Genomic DNA, 24,890 nt, shown 5'->3' with positions numbered 1-24,890 from the left:
AGTGGCCATCAAACCGTTAGGATTCGGCTGCCCACCAGAACAATAATCCGGCGGGCCGGAAGTGGTAAGACGTTTTGTAGCCTAACGAGACTATCGAACAAACCACTCCTGACCTTGACGCCCCAGCCCTAAAGACTAAGGTCTAAAGGCTGAAACAATGATGAAATGTTTTATTGCATATCGCCGCAAGAGCGACCTTCAGAGCATCATCCAACGAGGAGAACAAGAAATGCTCAAGACCCCAATCGCCCGGGGCGTGGCCCTGGCCACTCTGGGAGCAACCCTAGCCATTCCTTCCATGGCTCAAGCTGCTTTTATCGAAGATACAAAGGCTGGCCTGGAGCTGCGTAACTTCTACATGAACCGTGATTTCCGCGATGACGCTAGTACTGCAAAAAACAAGGCAGAAGAGTGGGCTCAGGGCTTCCTGCTACGAGTTGAGTCAGGATTCACCGAAGGCACTGTCGGCTTCGGCGTCGATGCTCTGGGTCTGTTGGGGGTAAAACTCGACTCCAGCCCTGACCGCACCGGAACAAACTTACTGCCGGTCGATAATGATGGGTCTGCACCCGATGATTATTCCCAGCTTGGCCTAACTGCCAAAGTAAAAATCTCCAAGACAATTCTGAAAGTTGGCACGCTTGAGCCAAAGAACATGGCTCTTCACCGCAGTGACTCTCGCCTGCTCCCACAAACCTTCAAAGGCGGACAGATCGTCTCCAATGAAGTTGAAGGATTGACATTAGATGCGGGTTACATAACGGAAGTTAACCAGCGTAACGACTCGAACTATGATGACCTGACAGCACTTCTGAACGGTGCTTCATTAGGCGGCGGTAGCATTGATGATTTCATTTTTGCTGGTGCTACTTACAAGTTGATGGACAACCTTACCGGTGCCTATTACTACAGCAATCTTGAAGAAGCTTACAAGCAGCACTCTTTCAATCTGATTCATGTTCTACCGCTTGGTGAGAAGCAGTCGCTGAAAACCGATCTGCGCTATGCCCGCTCGACAGACGATGGTTCTTCTAATGTCGACAACAAGGCCTTGGGCGCAATGGTCACCTACTCGGTCAGCGGCCATAGCTTTGGCTTGGGCTATCAGGAAATGAATGGTGATACCGGCTTCGCCTTCGTCGGCGGCTGGTCCGATCCTTATCTGGTGAACTATGTAATGACTGGTCCGGACTTTGCCAAAGCTGATGAAAAATCATGGCAGGCCCGCTACGACTTCAACTTTGCCGCCATCGGCATTCCCGGCCTGAGCCTGATGACCCGCTACGTCAGCGGTGATGGCTTCGATAGAACTGACGGCTCCAACGGTGGTAAAGAGTGGGAGCGCGGCACCGATATCAGCTACGTATTCCAAGAAGGCGCCTTGAAGAATCTCGGTGTTAAATGGCGTAACGTTACATATCGCAGCACCAACAACAGCGATGCTAATGAGAACCGTCTGATCGTCAGCTACACCATCCCGCTGATGTAATAGCGGCTACTGCACTCGCTGCTGTAGACAGGAAACCCGCTTCGGCGGGTTTTCTTTTTTGTTCCTTGCCGCTATTGCCAGAACCAAGCGATTGAAAGCTGTCTACACCGCTCAACGAAGCGGGGAACCTTTGATGAGGCGCAATGCTCGAAACTTGAGGCAACGGGGCCTTTTGCCCCGAAGAATCAAGAGGAGCTGCGCATGTCTACCGAGTCCACTTTCGGCACCAGCGATAACACCCCGATTCCCGAAGGTCCCGCTGGGAGCACCCGCCCCCTGATCGATACATCTGCCCATCGTCGCAACCTGCAAGCTGCGCAGAACGCACTGATTGAAGAGTTTCATACTCTGATCGGCGACACTGAGCGGCTGCTCAAGCACACTCAGGAAACCGCCGGCGGCCAAACCGAAGAGCTGCGCAGCAAGATCAACGCAAACATTGCCAAGGCTCGTGAAATGCTCAAGGAGCGGGAAGGCTCGATGCGCGAGCAGGGTCAGGCTGCCATCCAGTGCACCGAGGAATATGTACACACCCATCCCTGGCAATCGATCGGCATCGCTGCCGGGGTCGGCTTTCTGCTCGGTCTGATTTCACGCCGCTGATGGGAGAGCCAGCAATGGAAGCGAAGCCCGGCACCGAAGCCCCCAAGCCATCGCTTAAGAAGCTGGGCGGCGCATTCGTCGGCCTGCTCCAGGGGCACCTGGAACTTGTAGGCATTGAGGTCCAGGAAGAGAAAGCCCGAACCTTTCGGCTATTTCTCCTGGCCGGTGTCAGCCTGATTCTCGGCCTGCTGATCCTGGTTGGGCTTTCCGCGGCTATCGTCATAGCCTTCTGGGAAACTCATCGCATCGCGGCGATTCTTACGCTATGCGCGATCTACGCAGTGGTGATGATCATCTGCGTGAGCCGGGCCGCTTCGCTCGCCAAACAATGTGCCGCACCGTTCCAGGCCACGCTTGAAGAACTGGAGCGCAACCGGGAGCGATTACTGCCATGAGCCAACCGTTGAGCACATCGAATGATCTGAGCATGCGCAAGGATCTGGTGCGACTGCGCATGGAAATGCACCGTCAACAGATGCTCTACCACGCGCAACCCCTTTCACATCCACTGCAGCAGATGAAGAGTTTCGTAAGTTCGCGTCGAACATCCAGCGAACACAGTTCAGGCAAGGGACCGATGATGATCGCTGCGACGGTCGTACTCGCGCTGTTCGGACGCAGGATGGGGAAAATGGGAAAGCTGGCTCGCGTGGCGCTGACGCTATATCCGCTAATCAAGGGTCAGCAAAAGCTGCGGGAAAAGCTGCACTAGCCCAGCCGCCTACCCTGGCTGAATAACACTGTACCCGCGGCCAACCGCGGGTAGCCTGCCACGCCTCTGAACTGGTTATCCTTCTAATACGCCAGCACCGATCAGCGATTCGGCAGTTGTGGTAGCTTTGCACCAGCCCGCTAATGGCAATACGGAGATGGTCCTTGGACTGGCACACACTGCTTACCCGCGAACGACTCGGCAAATCCGCCCACAGTAGCGACGAGTTGGGCCGCAGCCCTTTTCACAAGGATCATGATCGGATCATTTTTTCGGGCGCCTTTCGCCGGCTCGGGCGCAAGACTCAGGTTCATCCAGTTTCCAGCAACGATCACATCCATACCCGCCTCACCCACTCGCTGGAGGTGAGCTGCGTAGGCCGCTCACTCGGTATGCGTGTCGGTGAAGTATTGCGCGATGACATGCCAGAATGGTGCAGCCCGGCCGACCTTGGCATGATCGTCCAGTCGGCCTGCTTGGCCCACGACATTGGCAATCCGCCCTTTGGCCACTCCGGCGAGGATGCTATTCGCTGCTGGTTCCAGCAGGCCGCAGGGCGCGGATGGCTCGACGATATGAGCGACGCGCAACGCGCGGACTTTCTCAACTTCGAAGGCAACGCACAGGGATTTCGAGTGCTTACGCAACTCGAATACCACCAGTTCGACGGTGGAACGCGACTGACCTACGCCACCCTCGGCACGTATCTCAAGTACCCCTGGACTTCACGCCATGCAGAGGCGCTGGGGTACAAGAAGCACAAGTTCGGGTGCTATCAGAATGAGCAACCGCTGCTCGAGCAAATTGCACAGAAGCTGAACCTGCCCAACGTCGCAGAGCAACGCTGGGCCCGCCATCCTCTGGTCTACCTCATGGAGGCAGCAGACGACATCTGTTACGGCCTGATCGACCTGGAAGACGGCCTCGAGATGGAGCTGCTGGAATATTCGGAAGTCGAAGCGCTGTTACTGGCTCTGGTGGGCGATGACATTCCGGAAACCTATCGTCAGCTGGGCCCGAGGGATTCAAGGCGGCGCAAACTGGCCATTCTGCGCGGCAAGGCGATCGAACACCTGACCAATGCGGCCGCTGGTGCCTTCGTCGAGCAGCAGAGCAACCTGCTTCGTGGCGAGTTGCACGGTGACCTGGTCGAACATATGCATGGGCCGGCCAAAGAGTGCGTATTGCAGGCAAAGGCGATGGCGCGGCAGAAGATTTTTCAGGACAAGCGCAAAACCCTGCACGAGATAGGCGCCTATACCACGCTGGAAATACTGCTCAATGCATTTTGCGGCGCAGCACTGGAACAACATCGCGGCGGTACCCCCTCGTTCAAGAATCAGCGGATCCTCGACCTGCTCGGACGCAGCGCGCCCTCGCCCGAGCTACCGCTCTATCAGTCGTTCCTGCGCATGATCGACTTCATCGCAGGCATGACCGATAGCTACGCCACGGAGATGGCCGGCGAGATGACCGGCCGCTCCAGCCCGGTTTGACCCACATGAAGCGCCTGCTGCGGCAAAGCATCCACTGGCACCCCGTGCACCCCGCCTGGGGCGCTGCCATGGTGGCCGGCTTTGGTTGCGCCTTGCCGTTGCTGCTGGGGCTGTTCAGTGGCCATCCCGGCTTCCTCTGGGCAACGGTCGGCGCCTTTCAGGCGGCCAAGGCCAACCCACTTCATCGCTTCGGCATGCTGCGCATGCTGTTACTCATCGCGCTGGGCGCCGGGAGTGCCGGACTGGGCTTCTGGTCGGCGACTCATCCACTGATCAGTCTCGGCCTGTTCGCCTTCTACGGCCTGCTGCTGGCTTGGTTGCAGCGCTACGGCAGCGAAGCGGGAAAGCTCGGTATCGGTCTGGCCATCTGCCTCTGCCTTGGCCAAGGGCAGCACGGCATCGGTGAGTTCAACAACCCGTACGCGATAGCCTTTCTTTTCGCGCTCGGGGGACTCTGGGTTACCTTGCTCGCCTTCGGCCTGCGGGGGATGCATGGGCTGCGCATGTGGCCATATATGCCGCGGCTGATGAGCATCCTGCGGGTGCTGCGCAGGCATGCTCGCCGAACGCCGATCCGGCAATGGCGTGTGCACGCCCTGACCTACATCCTGGCCGGAGCATTGGGCGGGGTGATCGTGAATATGGCTGAACTGCCCAGAGGCTACTGGCTGACGCTGGCGGTGTTCACCACGCTGCAGATGGATTTGGAGCGGAGTCTGGTGCGGGCGCTACAGGCCAGCCTTGGAATATTGGCGGCCGCGACCATACTGATCTACATCGGCCACGGCCTGGCTGACCCGCCTCTGATGGTGATGATCCTGCTGCCGCTTATCGTGCTGGGCAGAGCGTTTCAGGCGAATCACTACGGGCTATTCGTCCTGCAGACCACGCTGCTGTTCCTGCTGCTGGCAGAGACGCTGGCCCAGGACTGGAACCTGCCGCAGATACGGCTCATCAATGCTGCCATTGGTGTAGGTGTGGCGCTATTCATCGCAACACTGATGCACGTGTTGCAGATGCTGCTGGCCAGGCGTTCGCGCAGGAAGGCCCAGCGGGCAGCATCGCAACGATCAGACGAAGAGACTACTTCTCAGCCCTGATCGGGTTTTCCGGATACCACACGTCCATCAGCGGGCTGACACTGTACTCAGCCAGCTCGCTGCGGCCTTTCAACCAGGCGTCGACCTTTGCACGCTGCTCTTCGCTGACCGAGCCACGGCGGCCAAGGCAGACAAAACCGTAGTCTTCACCACCGATATAGCCGAGTTCATTGGCTTCCATCGCTTCGCTGATAAAAGCTTCGAGGAAGTCGTCCACAGCCTTGCTTTCGATACCTTCGCGGTAGGTGAGATTGACCTCGAAGCCGAGCTCCTGGAACTCATCGACACAGAGTTTCTTACGCAGGCGACGCGAACGATTGGTAGCCATTTGGGGGCGATCCTTTTTCTACTTGATGACGGCGCGCACTCTAACAGCAACCCCGCGCCAAGGCGATGACCGACAGCAGCGGTTGAGCTCATCGCAGCCTGGTGCGCATCTGTCTTTGCAGTAACCTGTGTACCGCAGCTACGCTTATCGGATAGAGGCACGACGCCTCTACAGCACGGGCATAATGGCCCGCATTCGTTCCCTAAGAGCAGTGGGAAACACATGTCAAATCAAACCGCCAGCAGCCCCCTGTGTTTGCCCAGAGGCGCTCGTACGATGAGCTCCATCCTCCGCGGCATCACCTTAGCCATCTTCGCCCTGCCCTTGACTCTGCCAGCCCAGGCCGCCGGGGTGAACCAGACACTGCCACCGCGCGTCGAACAGGCACTGAAAGCCAACAAGATCAGCAGCGACGCACTGTCCGTAGTCATGCTGCCACTGACCGGTGACGCCGCGCCGACGTTCGTCAACGCCGACGTATCGGTCAACCCCGCCTCGACCATGAAGCTGGTTACCACCTACGCCGCCCTCGAACTGCTCGGCCCCAACCACCAGTGGAAGACCGAGTTCTATGCCGACGGCCCGCTGGTGGACGGCACCCTCAACGGCAATCTCTACCTCAAGGGCGGCGGCGACCCGAAACTGAACATGGAGAAGCTCTGGCTGCTGCTGCGAGATTTGCGTGCCAACGGAGTTACCAAGGTCACTGGCGACCTGGTGCTCGATCGCAGCCATTTCGTCCAGCCCGACCTGCCCGTCTTCGATGACGACGGCAATGACAAGAACAAACCCTTTCTAGTTGGTCCCGACTCACTACTGGTCAACCTCAAGGCGCTGCGTTTCATCGTCCGCAACGATGGCGGCAAGGTGAACATCGCAGTCGAGCCGCCGATCGCCAGCGTTCGTATCGACAACCGGGTCAAAACGCTGCCCGCGGGCAAATGCCCAGGCTGGCCGGACGTGCTCTACAACCCAGTGGCGGATGGCGATGGCGTCACCGTCGTGGTCACCGGCAAGCTCGCCGACGGCTGCAGCGCGCAGACCTACCTTTCACTGCTCGATCACGAGCGCTATGCCGCAGGCGCTGTACGCGCAATCTGGGCCGAGCTCGGCGGCAGCATCCTCGGCGCCGACCGTGTGGCCCAGGTACCGGGCAAAGCACGACTGCTGGCGAGGGCGTACTCGCCGGACCTCACCGAGATCATTCGGGACATCAACAAGTACAGTAACAACACCATGGCCAAGCAGCTGTTTCTGAGCCTGGGCGCGGAGTTCCGTAACGAAGCGGATGCCGATGACGCCAAAGCGGCGCAGCGGGTCATCCGCCAATGGCTGGCCAAGAAGGGACTTATCTCGCCGCATCTGGTGATCGAGAACGGCTCCGGGCTTTCACGCGCCGAACGCGTCAGCGCACGCGAACTGGGGAGCTTGCTGCAGGCCGCCTGGCGCAGCCCTTACTCGGCCGAATTCATTTCATCGATGCCGTTGGCCGCCGTGGACGGCACCATGCGCAAGCGCCTACGCAATACCCCTGTCGCCGGCAAGGCGCACCTCAAGACGGGAACCCTGAACACCGTACGCGCCATCGCCGGCTACAGCCGCGACGGCGACGGCAATGTCTGGGCGGTCGTGGCGATCCTGAACCACCCCCGCCCCTGGGGCGCAGCCTCGATTCTCGATCAGGTGCTGGTCAGCCTCTACGGTCAGCGCAACCAGAACACCGCACAACGCTGACTCCGGCAGGCCGAGGGCCTGCCTACACCGGATGATCATCGCGCCTGGAGTTTCCAGGCGCGATGAATATGGGGGTTACGACGGAAGTCCTCGTCCAGCGTTTCGCTGCTGATTTCCTCTACCGCATAGCGCTCGCTCAGGCTGGCATCCAGCACGAACTTGCGGAAGTTGTTGGAGAAATACAGCGTCCCGCCCGCCGCCAACCGGGCCATCGCCAGATCAAGCAGCACCTGATGGTCCCGCTGCACGTCGAACACGCCTTCCATGCGCTTGGAGTTGGAGAACGTCGGCGGGTCGATGAAGATCAGGTCGTACTCACCACGGTCTTCTTCCAGCCAGGCCATCACATCGCCCTGTTCCAAGCGCTGGCGATCCGAAAGACCATTCAGCGAGAGATTGCGGCGTGCCCAGTCGAGATAGGTTTTCGACAGGTCGACGCTGGTGGTGCTGCGCGCACCGCCCTTGGCCGCGTGAACCGTGGCGGTTGCGGTATAGCAGAACAGGTTGAGAAAACGCTTGCCGGCCGCTTCACGCTGAATACGCAGGCGCAGAGGGCGATGATCGAGGAACAGGCCGGTATCCAGATAATCGGTGAGATTCACCAGCAGCTTGACGCCGCCCTCGGTCACTTCGAGAAACTCGCCCTGACTGGCCTGACGCTCGTACTGGCGCGAGCCCGTCTGGCGCTCGCGGCGCTTTACCACCACCTTCTCGCGCGGAATGCCCAGTGCTTGCGGTATGGCAGCCAATGCATCGAGCAGGCGCACCTGCGCCTTCTCCGGATCGATGGAGCGCGGCGGCGCATACTCCTGCACGTGCACCCAGTCACCGTACAGATCGATCGCCAAGGCGTACTCAGGCATGTCCGCGTCATAGAGCCGGTAGCATTCGATGCCCTCGCGACGCGCCCACTTGCCGAGCTGACGCAGATTCTTCTGCAGGCGATTGGCGAACATCTGCCCGCCTTCGCTGAGACGTGCCTGCTCGACTGGCGCCTGCTGCTGTGAGTGTTCCTCATGAGGGGTGGCGCGCTGACCGGTCACGAACTGATCCAGCTCGACCTTGATCAGCAGCAGCTTGCACGGCAGCGCACCGTTCCAGAACGCGTACTGCTTGTGACTGCGGATGCCCATGCGCTTGCCGAGATCCGGCGCGGCGGTGAATATCGCGGCTTCCCAGCCCAGGCAGGCCTGGCGCAGGCGTTCGCCGAGGTTCTGGTAGAGATAGAGAAGACTCGCCTCGTCGCCGAGGCGCTCGCCATAGGGCGGATTGCAGATCACCAAGCCCTTCTGATTCTGGTCCGGGCGCGGCTCGAAGTCGCCGACATCACCCTGGTAGACCTTGATCCAGCCGGCCAGCCCAGCGCGTTCGATGTTGTTGCGTCCCGGCTGGATCAGCCGAGGATCGGCTTCATAGCCGCGAATCCATAAGGGCGGCTTGGCCAAGCCAACCTCTGCCCGTGCCTGAGCTTCGGCGTGCAGTCGCGACCACAGCGCGGGTACGTGCCCCAGCCAGGCACTGAAACCCCAACGCTCGCGCTTGAGATTCGGCGCGATGTCCGCCGCCATCATCGCCCCTTCGACAAGAAAGGTGCCGACGCCGCACATGGGATCTGTCAACGCGCCACCAGCAGCGGCAATTCGTGGCCAGCCGGCACGCATCAGGATCGCGGCAGCAAGGTTTTCCTTGAGCGGCGCTGCACCCTGCTGCAGTCGATAGCCACGCTGGTGCAGGCTGTGCCCGGAGAGGTCGAGCGAAAGCACCGCTTGCCCCTTGTCGAGGCGCAGATGCACGCGCAGATCAGGATCGAACTTGTCGATGCTGGGTCTCTCGCCAGATGCGGTTCGCAGCCGATCCACGATGGCGTCCTTGACCTTGAGCGCACCGAAATGGGTGTTATCGATGCCCGAGCCACGACCACTGAACTCCACTGCCAGGCTGCCGGCAGGCTGCAGATGGTCAGCCCAGTCGACGGCGTGAACCCCTTGGTAAAGCGTCTCGGCGTCTACAGTGGGAAAACGGCTGATCACCAGCAGCACGCGATTGGCCAGGCGCGACCATAGGCAGAGCCGGTAGGCCACCTCCAGCGTACCGAAGCCGCGAATCGCGGATGTCTGCTCGCGACTCTCCTCCAGTCCAAGCGCGGTGGCTTCCTCGAGCAGCAGGCCTTCGAGTCCCTTGGGACAGGTCAGGATCAGTTCATGGCGGTCGGTCATGGAGTTTCCACAAAAGGTGCTTCGGACCGTCGCGACCCTTTCGTCGGAACAGGCCCAGCAAAGAAAATTAGAAAGAAGTTACAAACATCATGGTTGCAATCATGCAGAAGCGGCCAAGCAGTGCACTTCGCATCCCTTGCCCTTTCAGGCTTATGGGTAGAACCATAGATTCGTTACCTACTTATGACAAAACGATCATTCCAGCGTCTTCAGCATTGCGTTAGAACTCACCTCAGGCCGACATCGCAATGGTGCCGGCGAAGCGTGCCACGCCGGCAGCGCGCTTCATTGGCAGTCTATCTGCCCGGTCTCGCCATGAGGCCACAGGAACACCAGTCAACCACTGAGGGCAATACCCAATGAGAAGACTCAAGCGTGATCCGATGGAACGAGCATTTCTACGCGGTTATCAGCACGGCATACATGGCAAATCTCGCGATCTCTGTCCTTTTTCCCATCCCAATGTTCGCCAAGCCTGGATTAACGGCTGGCGGGAGGGTCGCGGCGACAACTGGGATGGTCTGACCGGCACGGCCGGTCTGCATAGACTCAACGAACTTCACGCGGTCGGCTAATTCACCGATCCACCCGACTTGATAGCGCGCCCCACCCGGGCGGCGGGCGAGAAGCCCAGGGGCTCCCAACAGGAGCCCCTTCCGGGCAATCATCAATGCGCTTTTGAACGCAGCGCCGCGATGGCATCCACCGCCTCGCGGATCAATGCCGGTCCCTTGTAGATGAAACCTGAATACAACTGAACCAGGCTGGCACCCGCCTCGATCTTCTCTGCCGCGTGCCTGCCCTCGGTGATGCCGCCCACAGCAATGATCGGCAGCCGTCCGCCTAACGTCTGTGCCAGCACCCTGACCGTGTGCGTGCTCTTCTCCCGAACGGGCGCACCAGACAGGCCACCAGCTTCGTCAGCATGAGCCAAGCCGGCAACGCCTTCTCGGCCAAGGGTAGTGTTGGTGGCGATGATCGCGTCCATCCCGGCCTGGAATACCGCCTCGCCCACCAGAGCGGTTTCTTCGTCGGTCATGTCCGGAGCGATCTTGATCGCAAGCGGCACGCGCTTGCCATGCATGATCTCCAGATCCTCACGGCGCAGTCGCAACGCATCGAGCAAATGCTTGAGCGAGTCGCCGAACTGCAGGCTGCGCAAGCCAGGCGTGTTCGGCGAACTGACGTTGACGGTGACGTAGCTTGCGTGGTGATAGACCTTGTCCAGGCAGAGCAGGTAGTCCTCCTCGGCGCGCTCGACAGGCGTATCGAAATTCTTGCCGATGTTGATACCGAGGACGCCCTTGAACCTGGCGGCCTCTACCCGAGCCAGCAGCGCATCTACACCATGGTTATTGAAACCCATGCGATTGATGATCGCCTCGGCCTCGGGCAGGCGGAATATCCGTGGCTTGGGGTTGCCTGGCTGCGGGCGCGGCGTCACGGTTCCCACTTCGATGAAACCGAAGCCCAGCTGCGACATTCCGCGAATGGCTTCGCCGTTCTTGTCCAACCCTGCTGCCAGGCCGACCGGATTGGGGAAATCGAGCCCCATCACCTGAACAGGAAGACTTGCTGGCGCTTTGCCGAGCATTGCATTGAGCCCGAGACGGCCACCGGCGCCAATCAGCTCGAGGGAAAGTTCATGGGAAGTTTCCGGAGATAACTTGAACAATAGCTGGCGGGCCAGGTTATACATACGCAGCCTAAGGTCTCGGTAAATGTGGACGCGGAGTATAGCAGCCCGAGAGGGCTTCAGCCGCTGCCGCCAGTGAGGAAATACAGAGGTCGAGCGCACCGGCCGACAGGTTCACTGCAGACGGCGCAAACGCAGCAGCTGCCCCTGCTCGGCAAATTCGAGCTCGAAGGAACCATATACCCCTTCGTGGGTCAGAAACGGGCGCAGATGATGCGCCGGCAGGCTGACTCGCGTGCCGTCGCGACTTCGAATCAGGACTCGATTCGCATGGCCCTGGTAGACCGCCTTCATTCGTTCGGCGGACAGCGCGATATCCAGTACCAGATTTGGCATGGAGGCTCCTCAGTGATCTATTCAGCGATATTGCCACATCGAGACGCGATCTTTGCCCAAGGCTGTGACGCAGGCCAGCGCTACGGGTGGCGCAAAGCCCGTGCGCAAATGACACAGGTCTGCCACACTTCGGCCGTAGCCCTGAGAGCTCAAGCATCATGATGAGCCTGCCCGAGCCAATGCCTTCACTGACTTCTCAAATCGCACGACTTGCGCGACGCCTCGGGCTGCGCTCCAAGGCTTCGCTTCCCATTCAGGATCGCGCCAGCAGCCTGCAGCTGCCCTTTTCCCGCCTACCCGAGCCTGAGCCCAGCATTTTCTGGAACGATGGCCCCTGCCTGCAACGCTTGCTGGAGCTGCCACGTGGTGCGCTCTCCGGTCCGGTGCAGGAAGACAAGGCCCGTGCCCATGCTGCGCTGACCCGCTTGATCAGCAAGGATTGCACCCGGTCACGGCTCGACCTGCGGCAGATCGACGGCTTCGGCGGGCAGCGCAAAAATGAACCGAGTTACCCGACCTTCGAAGCCTTTTCCAGCACGGCGGGTTGTCGACAGGTACGAATCATCAGCTACAAGGATTTTCTTAGAGCGCTCGGTACCGCCTTGCCCGGCTTCGACAAGGGGGCAGCGATCGATGTTCGCCAGGCCAGCTGGCTCGGGGAGCGGCTTTATTGGGCCGGCGAACACCATCTGGAAGCCTTTGCCTGCGCCGTGGCCTACGCGCGCTTGCGCGGCCTGGAAGTCATGCTGCCGGCGGAGGTCACCGATTACCGCCTCGACCGCTCCGGTGTTCACGCGCTGGACGCTGACTACCACGCCGTGACGATGCCTGCTCAGGCCTGGAGCGACCGTGAATTCATGGCCATGCTGCTCGACAGCCAGGTTCCCTATGCCCGCTTGACACTACTGCGCGATGCCAGCAATTCCGAGTTGCTGTTGCTGGAGAAGCGTGACCCCACAGCGAATGCCATTGGCGAGGGGCTGAAGCTGGCAGGCGCACCTGACCTGATCCGCTACCTGCGCGATCTGCCGCAGATCACTCGCTTCAAGGTCGGACTGCCTGCGCAGGACTGAGCAGTTACCGCCACGGACTCCCTGCGCAGCAAACACCCATCCGCAAAAAAAACGCACCGCCCGAGGGCAGTGCGTTTTTCAGTTGCGCCGCATTAATGGCGCGGCCTTTGCCGCGGACGGATCGTCCACGGAGGAAGCCGCAACCTCGTCACCCATGCCCTACCGACTGCGCCAGCCCCTGCAGCTCGCGGCTGGCGACTGCATAGATGGCGTAGTCGGTGCCGCTGGCGCCGCGCAGCTCGGCCAGCATCGAGCGCCAGCGCTCCATTAAAACTGGTCGTTGAGACAACCAGGCGTCGACCCGCTCGCTGATCGCCTCCGGACCGTTCTCCATCTGCAGCACCGAAACCGTGATGCTGCGCTGCTGTGAGTCGAGGTCGTCGCGGAAGCTTTCACGCGCCAGGGCCTGCCAGTTGTTGGCAACCGGCAGGTTGGTGAGCAGATGCAGATACCAGGGAAGCTCCAGCGCACCACCGACGGCGAAGTAGGTTGCCGCCACCTGCGCAGGCACCTGGCCAGTTTCGTCAGCGGCCTCCAGAATCGGCAACAGCGTGTACAGATGGCTGGTACCGGCCACCATGCGCGCCAGCAGCTCCGGCACCCCGGCTTCGGTGTAACGCTTATAGCGCTCCTGCCAGCGGTCACGCGTCGAGCCTTGCAGCAGTTCATCGAGTTTCAGACCAAGGGCAGCGACCCGCGGGCCAAAGTGCGCGACGTCGCGTGCGGCATCCAGCTCGCTACGACGATTGCGCAGGAACCAGCGCGTCGCGCGGCGGCCCAGGCGCATCAGCTCATCCATCAAGGCCAACTGCAGCTCCGCCGGTACCTTGTGATCCAGCGCCTCGATCTGCCGGAACCAGTGAGGCAGATGGAAGATGTCGCGCACGATCACGTAGGCTCCGGCGACATTCGCCGCACTCATGCCCGTCGCCTCGTTCAGGCGCTGAACGAAAGTGATGCCCATGTTGTTGACCAGATCGTTGGCAATCTGGGTAGCAACGATTTCGCGCTTGAGGCGATGTTGCAGCATGGCATCGTGGAAACGCTCGCTCAGTTGCTGCGGGAAGGCACTTTCCATTTCGCGGGCGAGGTAGTCGTCGTCCGGCACGCGCGAATCCAGCAGCGCTTTCTTCAGTTCGATCTTGCTGTAGGAAATCAGAACCGACAGCTCCGGCCGGGTCAGCCCCTTGCCGATGCTGGCGCGCTCGGTCAGGGCGTCATCGCTGGGAAGGAACTCGAGCGCGCGGTCGAGCTGCCCCGCCGCCTCCAACGCATTGATCAACCGAACATACTCGGCGGCCCGCTCCCGCGAGCGATGCTGCGCCTGGGACAGCGCCTGGGTCTGCTTGTAGTTGTTCTGCAGCACCAGCTCGGCCACCGCGTCGGTCATTTCGAACAGCAGTTGATCGCGCTGCTTGGCGGTCATGTCGCCAGCGCTGACCACCTCATTGAGCAGGATCTTGATGTTCACTTCATGATCCGAGCAATCGACGCCGCCGGCATTGTCGATGAAGTCGGTATTGCTCGATCCGCCATGCAGCGCGTACTCGACGCGCCCCAGCTGGGTCATGCCGAGGTTGCCGCCCTCGCCCACCACCTTGGCGCGCAGATCGGCACCATTGACCCGCACCGCATCGTTGGCCTTGTCGCCGACTTCGGCGTGGCTTTCGCCTCCGCTCTTCACATAGGTACCGATACCGCCATTCCATAGCAGGTCCACCGGTGCCTTGAGCAGCGCGTGGATCAGCTCGGCTGGGGTCAGCTGATCCGCCTCGATGGCGAAGCGCTCTTTCATCTGTGACGTGATCGCGACTCGCTTGGCCGAACGCGGGAAGATGCCACCGCCTTCCGAAATCAGCGACACGTCGTAATCGGTCCATGACGAGCGCGGCAGGTCGAACAGGCGCTTGCGCTCGATGAAACTGCGCGCAGGATCGGGATTGGGGTCGATGAAAATATGCAGATGGTTGAACGCGGCCACCAGCTGCAGGGTTTCGGACATCAGCAGACCGTTGCCGAACACATCGCCAGCCATGTCGCCGATACCGATGACGCTGATCACGTCGGTCTGCACGTTGATGCCGCGCTCACGGAAGTGCCGCTGCACCGAAACCCAGGCGCCGCGCGCGGTGATGCCCATCTTCTTGTGGTCGTAGCCTGCCGAGCCGCCCGAGGCAAAGGCGTCGCCGAGCCAGAAGTCGTATTCGGCGGCGATGCCGTTGGCGATGTCCGAAAAGCTCGCTGTGCCCTTGTCCGCAGCGACCACCAGATAGGGATCGTCACCGTCATAGCGCAGTACATTGGCGGGCGGAACGACCTGGCCTTCATGCAGGTTATCGGTGATGTCGAGCAGGCCACTGATGAAAATGCGATAGCAGGCGATCGCTTCGGCCTGAATATCATCCCGCGTGCCACTGGTAGGCAGACGACGCGGCACGAAACCGCCTTTCGCGCCGCCGGGAACGATCACCGCATTCTTCACCTGCTGCGCCTTGACCAGGCCGAGCACTTCGGTGCGGTAGTCCTCTTCACGGTCGGACCAGCGCAACCCTCCACGCGCCACCTTGCCGCCGCGCAGGTGCACGCCCTCGACCCGTGGCGAATAGACGAAGATCTCGTACATCGGTGCCGGGCGCGGCATCTCCGGGATCGAGCGCGGATCGAGCTTGAAGCTGAAATACGACTTGGGTTTGCCGTTGGCATCCGGCTGATAGAAGTTGGTTCGCAGGGTGGCCTGAATCAGCGCCAGATAGCGCCGCAGAATCCGGTCCTCGTTGAGTACCGCCACCTCATCAAGCGCTGTGAGAATCGCCTGTTCCAGCCGTTGCTGCTTGTCTGCCAGATCCTCGTCACCGAGCTTGCGCGCCAGGTAGAAGCGCATCTTGAACAGCCGCACCAGCTCGCGGGCGATATCCGTGTGATTGAGCAGCGCGCTGGCGATATAGCCAAGGTCGAAGCCCATGCGAATCTGCTTGAGATAGCGCGCATAGGCGCGCAGCAGCGCCACTTCCCGCCAGGCCAACCCGGCGGTCAGCACCAGACGGTTGAATCCATCGTTCTCGGCAAAGCCGCCGTAGATATGGATGAACGCATCCTGCAGCGCCTCGTTGATTTCCAGCAGGTCGATTTCCAGACCTTCGGCATAGGTAAAGGCGAAGTCGTGTATCCAGTACTCGCGGCCGCTGCGGTCGCGCAACCGGAACGGAAACTCGCCGAGCACCCGCAGCCCCAGGTTCTCCATGATCGGCAGGATGTCCGACAGCGGCAGCGGTGTATTCAGGTGATACAACTTGCAGTGCAGACGGTTCTCTTCAGCCGTGATCGGCTGATAGAAACTCATCACCAGCGGACGCTCCTCGCTGAGGTCGAGCACATGCTGCATGTCGACGGTGGCCGATTGCGGCGAGAAGCGCTCACGGTAGCCCGCTGGGAAGCCTTTCGGAAACTCGTTGAGCAGATGGGTGCCCTTGGCTTCGCCGAAGCGCTCGACCACCAGGCTCTGGTAGTCGTCCTGCCAGGTGCGGCAGGCCTGCAGCACTTCCTGCTCGAGACGCGCCGGATCGACCTGCAGCGCGCGGCTGGGGTCCAGACGCAGAATGAACTGCACGCGCGTCAGCACCGATTCGGAGAAATAGGTGGAGAACTCGCAGTCGCTGGCTTCGAGCCGCTCCTGCAGCACCTGCTGGATTTTTAGCCGTGTCTCGGTGGAGTAACTGTCACGCGGCACGTACACCAGGCAGTAGCAGAAACGCCGATAGGGATCGAAACGCAGGAACAGCCGTAGCCGATTGCGTTCCTGGATCTGCACGATGGCGATGGCGTTTTCGAACAGCTCGTCGATCGGCGCCTGGAACAGCTCGTCACGCGGCAGCACCTCGAGAACCTGCACCAGCTCCTTGGCCAGATGCGCGGAGCTACCGAAATTGGCGCGCTGCACGACCGTCTCGACCTTGCTGCGGATGAACGGGATGCGTCGCACGCTCTGGGTGTAGACCGACGAGGTAAACAGGCCGAGGAAGCGGCATTCGCGAACCACCCGCCCTTCGTCATCGAACTCGCGCACCGAAACAAAATCAGGGTAAGCCGGGCGGTGCACGCGGCTGGGCATGGCCGCCTTGGCGAACGACAGCAGCAGTGGCTCACGCAGGTAGCTGACCGACTGACCGGTGAGCGACTGCTCCTCCTCGGAAAGCCCGGTGCGCATGCTGCGCGACAGACCCAGCAGCGAGCTTTCGTCATAGACGATGCGCCCGCCGTCGGCCTGTTCCTGCACGGAGAACTCTTCGTAGCCGAGGAAGGTGAAATGGTCGTCCGCCAGCCACCGCATGAAGTCGCGGATCTCTTCCAGCTCATCACCGTCGATGCTCAGGTTGACCTGCTCCAGACGCCCTTGCAGCTCGACCGCCTTGCCCTTCATCGCCGCAAAGTCACTCACCACCTGACGCACATCAGCCAGCACACCCAGCAGTGACTGCTCGAGCTCGCGCAGGGCCGTCGGGCTGGCGCAGCGATCAATCTCCACGAAGATCAACGATTCGGCATGGCTGTCAGCGGCGCGCTCATCCTTGGGCAGCAGCTCCAACAAGCTGCCATCGGCCCCGCGACGCACCTGCAGCACGCTGGTTTGCAGGGTATGGATGCTGTAGCCGCGGCGCGTCAGCTCCATGCGCACCGAATCGACCAGAAACGGCATGTCCGGATGCAGCACCTCGACCACGCTGTGGGTCGATTGCCAGCCATGCTTCTCGAAGTCGGGGTTGAATACCTGCACCTCGGGTTTGGCGGGATCGAAGCGCTCCAGCAGGCGCCAGCTGGCCAGTGTCGAGCCGACCAGATCGCTCATGCGCCGTTCGGTGAGTTCGGGCAGCGCGACGATGCCGAAGAACTGTTCGGCGAACAGGCTCAGTTGCGGCAGGATTTTCGGGTCTACGTGTTGCGCTAACGCTGTCTGCAATTGCTGCTGAAAGTCGGCCTTGCTGGCCGCTGAAAAGAACGCCATGTATGGCTCCGCTTGGCTTGCTGGGGAAAGAGACGTCGGTAGTGACTGACGGAACAGGACGAAGGTTCAAGGTTAGTCTAGTCGAGGGTTAATGCAGTAAAGTGGCGCTTCTCCTGCAGTCGCCTGCGACTGTCTGTAGCAGCCAATAGCAGCCGGCGTCTCTGCCCGCCGCGCCAGCCGATTTGCCGCCCACCTGGAAGACTCGAAAAGATGGATCACCGTGAATCGATAATCGCGCTGCGACAGTTCCTGTCCACCCAGATCCTGGGGCAGGAACGGCTGATCGAACGCCTGCTGATCGCCTTGCTCGCCGACGGCCACATGCTCGTCGAAGGGGCGCCGGGCCTGGCCAAGACCCGGGCCATCAAGGAACTCGCCGAAGGCCTGGAAGCGGAGTTCCATCGAATCCAGTTCACCCCCGACCTGCTGCCCGCCGACATCACCGGTACCGAAATCTATCGCCCGGAGACCGGCAGCTTCGTCTTCCAGCAGGGGCCGATCTTCCACAATCTCGTGCTCGCGGACGAAATCAATCGCGCGCCGGCCAAGGTGCAATCGGCGCTGCTCGAAGCCATGGCCGAGCGCCAGGTCAGCGTCGGCCGCAGCACTTACGATCTGCCGCCGCTGTTCCTGGTGATGGCGACACAGAACCCGATCGAGCAGGAAGGCACCTACCCCTTGCCCGAAGCACAGCTCGACCGCTTCCTGCTGCACGTGAAGATCGGCTTCCCCGACGCCTCGGTGGAACGACGCATCCTGCAGCAGGCCCGTGGCGAGGCAATCAATGGCGAGGCGGCGCCGGAACATCGGGTCAGCCAGCAGGCGATCTTCGCCGCGCGCAAGGATATCCTCGGCCTGTACATGGCCGATGCGGTGGAGGAATACCTGGTGCAACTGGTCATGGCCACGCGCACGCCGGCCAAGTTCGATGCCGAACTGGCTGAATGGATCGCCTATGGCGCGAGTCCGCGGGGCTCGATCTCGCTGGACCGCTGCGCCCGCGCCCATGCCTGGCTGGCCGGACGCGATTTCGTCAGCCCCGAGGACATACAGGCGATGCTTTTCGATGTACTGCGTCACCGCCTGATTCTCTCCTTCGAGGCAGAAGCCGCCGGCATCGATCAGGATCGGGTCATCCAGCGCATTCTCGACGTGGTAGCGGTGGCCTGATGCAACCGCAGGCTTCCGCCGCCGGGCAGCCAACCGAGCAGGGCTCCGGTATCCGCGTGAGCCTGGCCGAACTCATCGATATGCGTCATCGCGTCCGTGAAGTGCCGCTGTTTTCCACACCGCATCGCCGCAGCCCGCTGGTAGGTCTGCACCATTCCAAGCTGCGCGGGCGCGGCGTGGATTTCGACCAGGTTCGTATCTATCAGCCCGGTGACGACGTGCGCACCATCGACTGGCGCGTCACCGCACGCACCCAGGAGCCGCACACCAAGCTGTTCCATGAAGAACGCGAGCGGCCGATCTATATCGTCATCGAGCAGAGCCCGCGATTGTTCTTCGGCAGCGGCCGGCTGTTCAAGTCGGTGCTGGCGGCGCAGGCGGCGAGCCTGATCGGCTGGGCGGCGCTCAGCCACAATGATCGCGTCGGCGGGCTGGTGTTCGGCGATGAGCGTCAGGAAATCAAGCCACGGCGCAGCAAGCAGAGCCTGCTGCAGCTGCTGGATCGCGTCACCCGCGCCAACAATCGCCTGCAGCCAGACAACCCGATCGACCCCGACGCTTTCAGCATGGCCCTGCGCCGGGCACGGGAAGTGCTGCGTCCGGGCAGTCTGTCGGTGATTCTCTGCGACGAGCGCACCCTCACCGATGCCGCCGAGCAGCAGCTCAGCCTGCTCGCGCGCCATGTCGACCTGCTGTTGCTGCCGCTGTTCGATCCACTGGATCACGCCCTGCCCGCGGCCGGCCTGCTGCGCTTCAGCGAAGGCAATGCGCGGCTTGAACTGGATACCCAGGATGCGGATCTGCGTCAGCGCTACCGCGAGCAGGGCGAGGCGCGCAGCGCCCGCTGGCAGCGTCTGGCCGATCGCCTGCGGGTGCCGCTGATGCCGCTGGATACCCAGCACGATCTGGTCGAGCAGCTGCGCGAGCACCTGAGCGTCCGCCATCCGAGCGCACGGCAATGAATCCGCTCGATCAACTCGCTCCGCTGATCAGCCCCGACCCGATCAGCTGGTGGCCTCCAGCGCCGGGCTGGTGGCTGCTCGGCCTGGTGCTGCTGATGGCGCTTGGCTTGCTCTGGCGACTTCGTCACCGGCTGCTCAGGCGCAAGCCCCATGTGCAGCCGGAGCCACCGCTGGAACCGCAGCGCCAGGAAGCGCTCATCGAGCTTTCGCGCTTGAGCAAACCCTACGGAGGGCAACCGGCCAGCCAGTGGCTGCAACAACTCAATGGGCTGCTCAAGCGGCTCTGTCGCATTCGTTACCCCAACGACCACCCGCACACGCTCAGTGGGCGCGCGTGGCTGGCCTTTCTCGACAACCGCTGCCCGGCCGCCGGGCTGACCCGCTGGATGATTCTTGTCGAAGGTGCCTACCGGGCCGAGTGCCGCCTCGACGACAAGGCAATCGACGGGCTCGAACAGGCCGTCGACATCTGGATCCGCAAGCATGTTTGAACTGGCCTGGCCCTGGGTCTTCCTGCTGCTACCGCTGCCCTGGCTGCTGCGCGCACTGCTGCCGCCTGCCGATAGCGGCGAAGCCGCGCTGAAGGTCAGCTTCCTCGACGAACTGCAGCAGCTGTCCGGCCGGCGCGCGCGTGTCGCCCTGCCCGCCTGGCGCCAGCAACTGCCCTACCTGACCATCTGGCTGTTGCTGCTGTTCGCCGCAGCACGCCCCCAGTGGCTGGGTGAACCACTGCCGCTGCCCACCAGCGGCCGCGATCTGCTGCTGGCAGTGGACGTCTCCGGCTCGATGGATTACCCCGACATGCAGTGGCAGGACGAGGAGCTGACGCGGCTGGAACTGGTGAAGGTACTGCTCGGCGACTTCATCGAGGAGCGTCGTGGCGATCGCGTCGGCCTGATTCTCTTCGGCAGCAAGGCCTATCTGCAGGCGCCACTGACCTTCGATCGCCACACCGTGCGAGTCTGGCTGGACGAAGCCCGGGTTGGCATCGCCGGCAGCAACACTGCGATAGGGGACGCCGTCGGCCTGGCGGTTAAACGCCTCAGGGAGCGACCGGCGAACAGTCGTGTGCTGGTATTGATCACCGACGGTGCCAACAACGGTGGCGAAATCGAGCCGCTGCTGGCGGCCTCGCTAGCCGCCGAAGAAGGCGTGCGGGTCCACACCATCGGCATCGGCGCCGTGCCGGAAGAAGGTGGCGTGCTCAGCCGCTTCGGTTTCAACCCTGGCCTGGACCTCGACGAGCCGACGCTGCGCGCCATTTCCGAGCAAACCGGCGGCGAGTATTTCCGCGCCTCGTCGAGCGCAGAGCTGAAGGCGATCGGCGACACGCTGGATCGTCTCGAGCCGGCAGCGCAGCAACCAGCCCAGGCCCGTGTGGCCGAGGCCCTGTACATCTGGCCGCTGTCGGCGGCTTTGCTGATCAGCCTGCTGATGGTCGCGGCCAGCCTGTGGAGCGCACAGTTGCAGCGCCTGGCCTGGCGACGGGAGCAGCGCCGATGAGCGAGCTGCTACCCCATCTGTTGCGGCCATACTGGCTGCTCATCCTGCCGCTACTGATCTGGCTGCTGTGGCGGCTCTGGCATCGGCAGCTGCAGGTTGGTCGCTGGCAGCGTCTGCTGCCGGAAGCCTTTCATGCCGCCCTGCTGACCCGTGGCCGACTGCGCCACAGTCGCCTGCCCTGGCTGGTGCTGGGCCTGGCCTGGCTGCTGGCGGTCATCGCATTGCTCGGGCCCAGCTGGCAGCGCTTCGAACAGCCGAGCATCAAGCGCAGCGATCCCCTGGTGGTGCTGCTGGAACTCACGCCATCGATGCTCGCCAGCGACGCACCACCCACTCGCCTGGAACAGGCCAAGCGCAAGCTGCTGGATCTGCTCGAGCGCCGGCAGGACGTACAGACCGCCGTCGTGGTATTCGCCGGCAGCGCCCACACCGTGGTGCCGCTATCCGATGACCTGGCGACCACACGCAACCTGCTCGACGCCCTGCACCCGACGCTGATGCCCGAGCAGGGCCAGCGCGCGGACCTTGCCGTGGCCAAAGGCCTCGCCCTGCTCGAACAGGCTGGCCTGGGGCGCGGGCGCTTGCTGCTGATCGGCAGCAGCCTGGACGAGCACGAACGCAGCGCCATCGTCACGCTGATGGAGGGCAGAAACGAGCAACTGCTGATACTCGGCGTCGGCACCGCACAAGGCGCGCCAATCGCCGGCAAGGACGGTAGCTTTGTCAAGGATGCCCAAGGCGCAATCCTCATCCCGCGCCTGGACAACGCCAGACTGCAACGCCTGGCCAACGAGCTGGGAGGGCGCTATCAGCGCGCGCAGCTGGGTGACGACGACCTGACGGCCCTCGGTCTGCTCGATCAAACTGGCACGTTGCGCCAGGACGATGAAATCACGCGGCTGGAAGCCTGGCTGGATCAGGGGCACTGGCTGCTGTTGCCACTGCTCTTGCTGGCCGCCCTCGCCGGTCGCCGCGGCTGGTTGTTCTGCCTACCGCTATTGCTGCTGCAGCCGCAGCCTGCCAATGCCTTCGAGCTAGAGGACCTCTGGCTACGTCGCGATCAGCAGGGCCAACGCCTGCTGGACGCGGAGCGGCCGGCCGAGGCCGCCGAGCGCTTCACCGATCGCCGCTGGCAGGCCACCGCCCGCTATCAGGCCGGCGACTATGCCGGCGCGGCAGAACTGTTCGCCGAAGGCAACACGGCCGCCGATCACTATAACCGCGGCAATGCCCTGGCTCGCAGCGAAGCCTTCGAGGCCGCCATCGAAGCCTATGACCAGGCGCTGGACCTGCAGCCTGATCTACAGGCGGCGCAGCGCAACAAGGCGCTGATCGAAGAGCTGCTGCGCCGCCAGCAGGAACAGCCCGAGCCCGAGCAGGAACAGAATCAGCAGGACGAGCAAACCGAAGAACCACTGCCGCAACCCGAGCAGCCGCAATCACAGGAAGCGGGCTCTGCCCATTCCCCTTCGCCGGAGGATGCCCAAGGCGAGCCGTCCAGCGAAGCCAGCGGCGCCTCGCAGCCATCGACAACCGAAGCCACGCCCGAGACCGAAGAAATTGATGGCAGCGCGGCCCAGGCGCAACACGAGGCGCTCCCCGAGCAGGAGCGGCAACAGGCGATGGAGCAATGGTTGCGGCAGATTCCGGACGATCCCGGCGAGCTGCTGCGACGAAAATTCCTCTACGAACAACGCAAGCACCAGGAAACCAATCGATGATGCGCCTGATGGCTTTTCTTCTGCTCGGCCTCCTTGCTGGTCAGGCCGCAGCCGCCGGCCTGTTCGCCCGGGTTGACCGCACCCAGCTGAGCATTGACGAAACCCTGGAGCTGAGCCTGGAAAGCCAGGGCAGCACGGTATTCGGCAAGCCCGACCTGCAGCCGCTGGAGCCATTGTTCGAGGTGTTCGACACCCGTCAGGTCAACCAGCTTTCCAGCAGCAACGGCGAAGCCTATGCGATCACACGCTGGTTGATTACCCTGCGGCCGAAGCAGACCGGCTACGTGATCATCCCGCCGCTGCAACTGGGCGACTGGCGCAGCGAGCCGATCACATTGATGGTCCAGGAATCGCTGAAAAATACCGAAAGCGACCAGCTGGCCCCAATCTTCATCGATGCCAGCGTCGATCAGGAAAACGTTTACGTTCAGGCCCAGGTGATCCTTACCCTGCGCATCTATCATTCGGTTTCGCTGTACGACGACAGCACCCTCTCGCCGCTGCAGATGCCGGAAGCCCTGGTCGAACGGCTCGGTGAGCCACGCACATACGAGAAAACCATCAACGGCATTCGCCACGGCGTCATCGAAGTGCGCTATGCGCTGTTCCCGCAGAAGTCCGGCGAGCTGACCATCCCTGCCCAACTGTTCAGCGCCACCACTGTGACCAATGGCAGCAACCCGCTGTTCGGCTCGCGTTCGGGCCGCTCGACGCAGGTCAGGTCACCAAGCATCCCGCTGACGGTCAAGCGCAAACCGGCGGACTACCCCGCCGCGGCGCCCTGGCTGCCGGCACGCAGCCTGACCCTGGTCGAGGCCTGGAGCCCGGAGCCCGATCAGGCACAGACCGGCGAATCGCTCACCCGCAGCCTGTTGCTCAAGGCCGAAGGCCTGACCAGCACCCAGTTGCCCGCCATCGGTTCTGCCCATAGCCCCGACCTGCGCCGCTACCCGGATCAACCGATCCTGGCCAACGAAGTCAGTGGCGCGGGTCTGGTCGGTAGCCGCGAGCAGCGCGAGGCGCTGATTCCCACGCGCAGCGGCGCGTTGCAGCTACCCGCGGTGGAAGTGGTCTGGTGGAACACCGTGGAAGACCGGCTGGAACGCACCACGCTGGACGAACGGACCCTGAATGTCGCCGATAATCCGAATCTCGCGCCGACGCCCGCCGAGCAACCGGCCGCAACGCCACTACCTGCCGAGCAGCAGCTACTGTGGCCCTGGCAGCTGAGTACCCTGCTCTTCGCCCTGTCCACCCTCGCCGGCTTCGGACTGTGGCTACACGCGCGGCGGCAACCCGCAGTGCAGCGCGCACTGCAGCCTGGCCCGACCCCACGCAGCCTGCTCGACGACCTGCGTCGCGCCTGTCAGGCCAACGACTCGCAGGCCACTCGCCAGGCGCTGGATGCCTGGGCGCGGCAACAGCCGGAGACGCTGGCCGACATGGCTGCGCGCTTCGTGCCGCTGTCCGATGCGCTGGACGGACTCAACGGTGCGCTGTACAGCGAAGCCGGCCAGCGTTGGCAGGGAGAGGCGCTGTGGCAGGCGATTCAGACGCTCCCTCCAGCGACCAGTCCGAGTGTCGAGCAGGACCTCAGCGCCCTGCCACCACTGTATCCACGCTGACCGGCAACGCCACACCGCTTCACACCAGACGCGCCTGACCAACGCGGTGCACGGGCACCGCATGGCGCACCACTTTCTCGCTGGCATATCGCTTGCTTCAGGCTTGGCATAGACCACTCCTGATCCG

General features: G+C 62.2%; 20 protein-coding genes. 15 read left to right on the top strand and 5 right to left on the bottom strand.

Annotation, left to right across the window (positions count from 1 at the left end):
- Window positions 1-229 precede the first annotated feature (229 nt).
- From IEG05_RS12250 to IEG05_RS12225, 6 genes are all read left to right on the top strand, one after another.
- Window positions 230-1,489 carry an OprD family porin gene (locus tag IEG05_RS12250; protein ID WP_191122119.1) on the top strand — a complete coding sequence of 420 codons (1,260 nt, stop codon included), beginning with the start codon at window positions 230-232 and terminating at the stop codon, window positions 1,487-1,489.
- A 201-nt stretch (window positions 1,490-1,690) separates the two neighbouring features.
- The gene (locus IEG05_RS12245) at window positions 1,691-2,092 is read left to right on the top strand and encodes an ElaB/YgaM/YqjD family protein (protein ID WP_003298345.1); all 402 of its coding nucleotides are present in this window, start codon (window positions 1,691-1,693) and stop codon (window positions 2,090-2,092) included.
- A gap of 14 nt (window positions 2,093-2,106) precedes the next feature.
- Complete coding sequence (locus IEG05_RS12240) at window positions 2,107-2,487, top strand: phage holin family protein (protein ID WP_003298343.1); 381 nt, start codon at window positions 2,107-2,109, stop codon at window positions 2,485-2,487.
- Window positions 2,484-2,804, top strand: a complete 321-nt coding sequence (locus tag IEG05_RS12235; RefSeq protein WP_023445188.1) for a hypothetical protein — start codon at window positions 2,484-2,486, stop codon at window positions 2,802-2,804. The genes IEG05_RS12240 and IEG05_RS12235 overlap by 4 nt, the downstream gene beginning before the upstream one ends.
- A 164-nt stretch (window positions 2,805-2,968) precedes the next feature.
- Window positions 2,969-4,300: a deoxyguanosinetriphosphate triphosphohydrolase gene (locus tag IEG05_RS12230; protein ID WP_023445187.1), complete on the top strand. Its 1,332-nt coding sequence runs from the start codon at window positions 2,969-2,971 to the stop codon at window positions 4,298-4,300.
- A 5-nt stretch (window positions 4,301-4,305) separates the two neighbouring features.
- On the top strand, window positions 4,306-5,400 hold the full coding sequence (locus IEG05_RS12225; RefSeq protein ID WP_023445186.1) for an FUSC family protein: 1,095 nt from the start codon (window positions 4,306-4,308) through the stop codon (window positions 5,398-5,400).
- Here the strand turns inward: IEG05_RS12225 and IEG05_RS12220 are convergent.
- Window positions 5,384-5,728 carry a YggL family protein gene (locus tag IEG05_RS12220; RefSeq protein ID WP_014820690.1) on the bottom strand — a complete coding sequence of 115 codons (345 nt, stop codon included), beginning with the start codon at window positions 5,726-5,728 and terminating at the stop codon, window positions 5,384-5,386. The genes IEG05_RS12225 and IEG05_RS12220 overlap by 17 nt on opposite strands.
- Window positions 5,729-6,004: 276 nt before the next feature.
- Here IEG05_RS12220 and dacB point away from each other — a divergent pair, with 276 nt between their 5' ends.
- Window positions 6,005-7,462 carry a D-alanyl-D-alanine carboxypeptidase/D-alanyl-D-alanine endopeptidase gene (gene dacB, locus IEG05_RS12215; protein WP_191122118.1) on the top strand — a complete coding sequence of 486 codons (1,458 nt, stop codon included), beginning with the start codon at window positions 6,005-6,007 and terminating at the stop codon, window positions 7,460-7,462.
- A gap of 35 nt (window positions 7,463-7,497) precedes the next feature.
- Here dacB and rlmKL read toward each other — a convergent pair whose 3' ends face one another.
- The gene (gene rlmKL, locus IEG05_RS12210) at window positions 7,498-9,678 is read right to left on the bottom strand and encodes a bifunctional 23S rRNA (guanine(2069)-N(7))-methyltransferase RlmK/23S rRNA (guanine(2445)-N(2))-methyltransferase RlmL (RefSeq protein WP_191122117.1); all 2,181 of its coding nucleotides are present in this window, start codon (window positions 9,676-9,678) and stop codon (window positions 7,498-7,500) included.
- Window positions 9,679-10,037: 359 nt separating this feature from the next.
- Between rlmKL and rmf the strand changes: the two genes are divergently transcribed.
- The gene (gene rmf, locus IEG05_RS12205) at window positions 10,038-10,253 is read left to right on the top strand and encodes a ribosome modulation factor (protein WP_003280740.1); all 216 of its coding nucleotides are present in this window, start codon (window positions 10,038-10,040) and stop codon (window positions 10,251-10,253) included.
- Between the two features lie 92 nt (window positions 10,254-10,345).
- Here rmf and IEG05_RS12200 read toward each other — a convergent pair whose 3' ends face one another.
- On the bottom strand, window positions 10,346-11,377 hold the full coding sequence (locus IEG05_RS12200; protein WP_023445182.1) for a quinone-dependent dihydroorotate dehydrogenase: 1,032 nt from the start codon (window positions 11,375-11,377) through the stop codon (window positions 10,346-10,348).
- A 111-nt stretch (window positions 11,378-11,488) separates the two neighbouring features.
- Complete coding sequence (locus IEG05_RS12195; RefSeq protein WP_090523259.1) at window positions 11,489-11,710, bottom strand: DUF2835 domain-containing protein; 222 nt, start codon at window positions 11,708-11,710, stop codon at window positions 11,489-11,491.
- 158 nt (window positions 11,711-11,868) lie between these two features.
- Between IEG05_RS12195 and IEG05_RS12190 the strand changes: the two genes are divergently transcribed.
- On the top strand, window positions 11,869-12,783 hold the full coding sequence (locus IEG05_RS12190; RefSeq protein ID WP_191122116.1) for a DUF6685 family protein: 915 nt from the start codon (window positions 11,869-11,871) through the stop codon (window positions 12,781-12,783).
- A 148-nt stretch (window positions 12,784-12,931) separates the two neighbouring features.
- Here the strand turns inward: IEG05_RS12190 and IEG05_RS12185 are convergent, their stop codons facing one another.
- On the bottom strand, window positions 12,932-17,782 hold the full coding sequence (locus IEG05_RS12185) for an NAD-glutamate dehydrogenase (RefSeq protein WP_023445180.1): 4,851 nt from the start codon (window positions 17,780-17,782) through the stop codon (window positions 12,932-12,934).
- 210 nt (window positions 17,783-17,992) lie between these two features.
- Here IEG05_RS12185 and IEG05_RS12180 point away from each other — a divergent pair, with 210 nt between their 5' ends.
- The 6 genes from IEG05_RS12180 to IEG05_RS12155 are packed head-to-tail and all read left to right on the top strand — an operon-like array spanning window position 17,993 to window position 24,763.
- On the top strand, window positions 17,993-18,952 hold the full coding sequence (locus IEG05_RS12180) for an AAA family ATPase (RefSeq protein WP_003298329.1): 960 nt from the start codon (window positions 17,993-17,995) through the stop codon (window positions 18,950-18,952).
- Window positions 18,952-19,914: a DUF58 domain-containing protein gene (locus tag IEG05_RS12175; protein WP_191122115.1), complete on the top strand. Its 963-nt coding sequence runs from the start codon at window positions 18,952-18,954 to the stop codon at window positions 19,912-19,914. Before IEG05_RS12180 ends, IEG05_RS12175 begins: the two co-directional genes overlap by 1 nt.
- On the top strand, window positions 19,911-20,405 hold the full coding sequence (locus IEG05_RS12170) for a DUF4381 domain-containing protein (protein WP_041014325.1): 495 nt from the start codon (window positions 19,911-19,913) through the stop codon (window positions 20,403-20,405). The genes IEG05_RS12175 and IEG05_RS12170 overlap by 4 nt, the downstream gene beginning before the upstream one ends.
- Entirely contained in the window at window positions 20,398-21,417 is a 1,020-nt protein-coding gene (locus IEG05_RS12165) for a vWA domain-containing protein (protein ID WP_046619603.1), read from the top strand. The genes IEG05_RS12170 and IEG05_RS12165 overlap by 8 nt, the downstream gene beginning before the upstream one ends.
- Window positions 21,414-23,138: a VWA domain-containing protein gene (locus IEG05_RS12160; RefSeq protein WP_191122114.1), complete on the top strand. Its 1,725-nt coding sequence runs from the start codon at window positions 21,414-21,416 to the stop codon at window positions 23,136-23,138. The genes IEG05_RS12165 and IEG05_RS12160 overlap by 4 nt, the downstream gene beginning before the upstream one ends.
- Window positions 23,135-24,763 (top strand): BatD family protein, encoded by a 1,629-nt coding sequence (locus IEG05_RS12155; RefSeq protein WP_090523248.1) that lies wholly within the window; start codon window positions 23,135-23,137, stop codon window positions 24,761-24,763. The genes IEG05_RS12160 and IEG05_RS12155 overlap by 4 nt, the downstream gene beginning before the upstream one ends.
- The last annotated feature ends 127 nt before the right edge of the window (window positions 24,764-24,890 follow it).

Origin of the sequence: Stutzerimonas kunmingensis (assembly GCF_014764705.1) — a bacterium.
In the GTDB taxonomy this organism is placed as follows: domain Bacteria; phylum Pseudomonadota; class Gammaproteobacteria; order Pseudomonadales; family Pseudomonadaceae; genus Stutzerimonas.
This window is presented reverse-complemented; position numbering and strand designations above follow the sequence as displayed.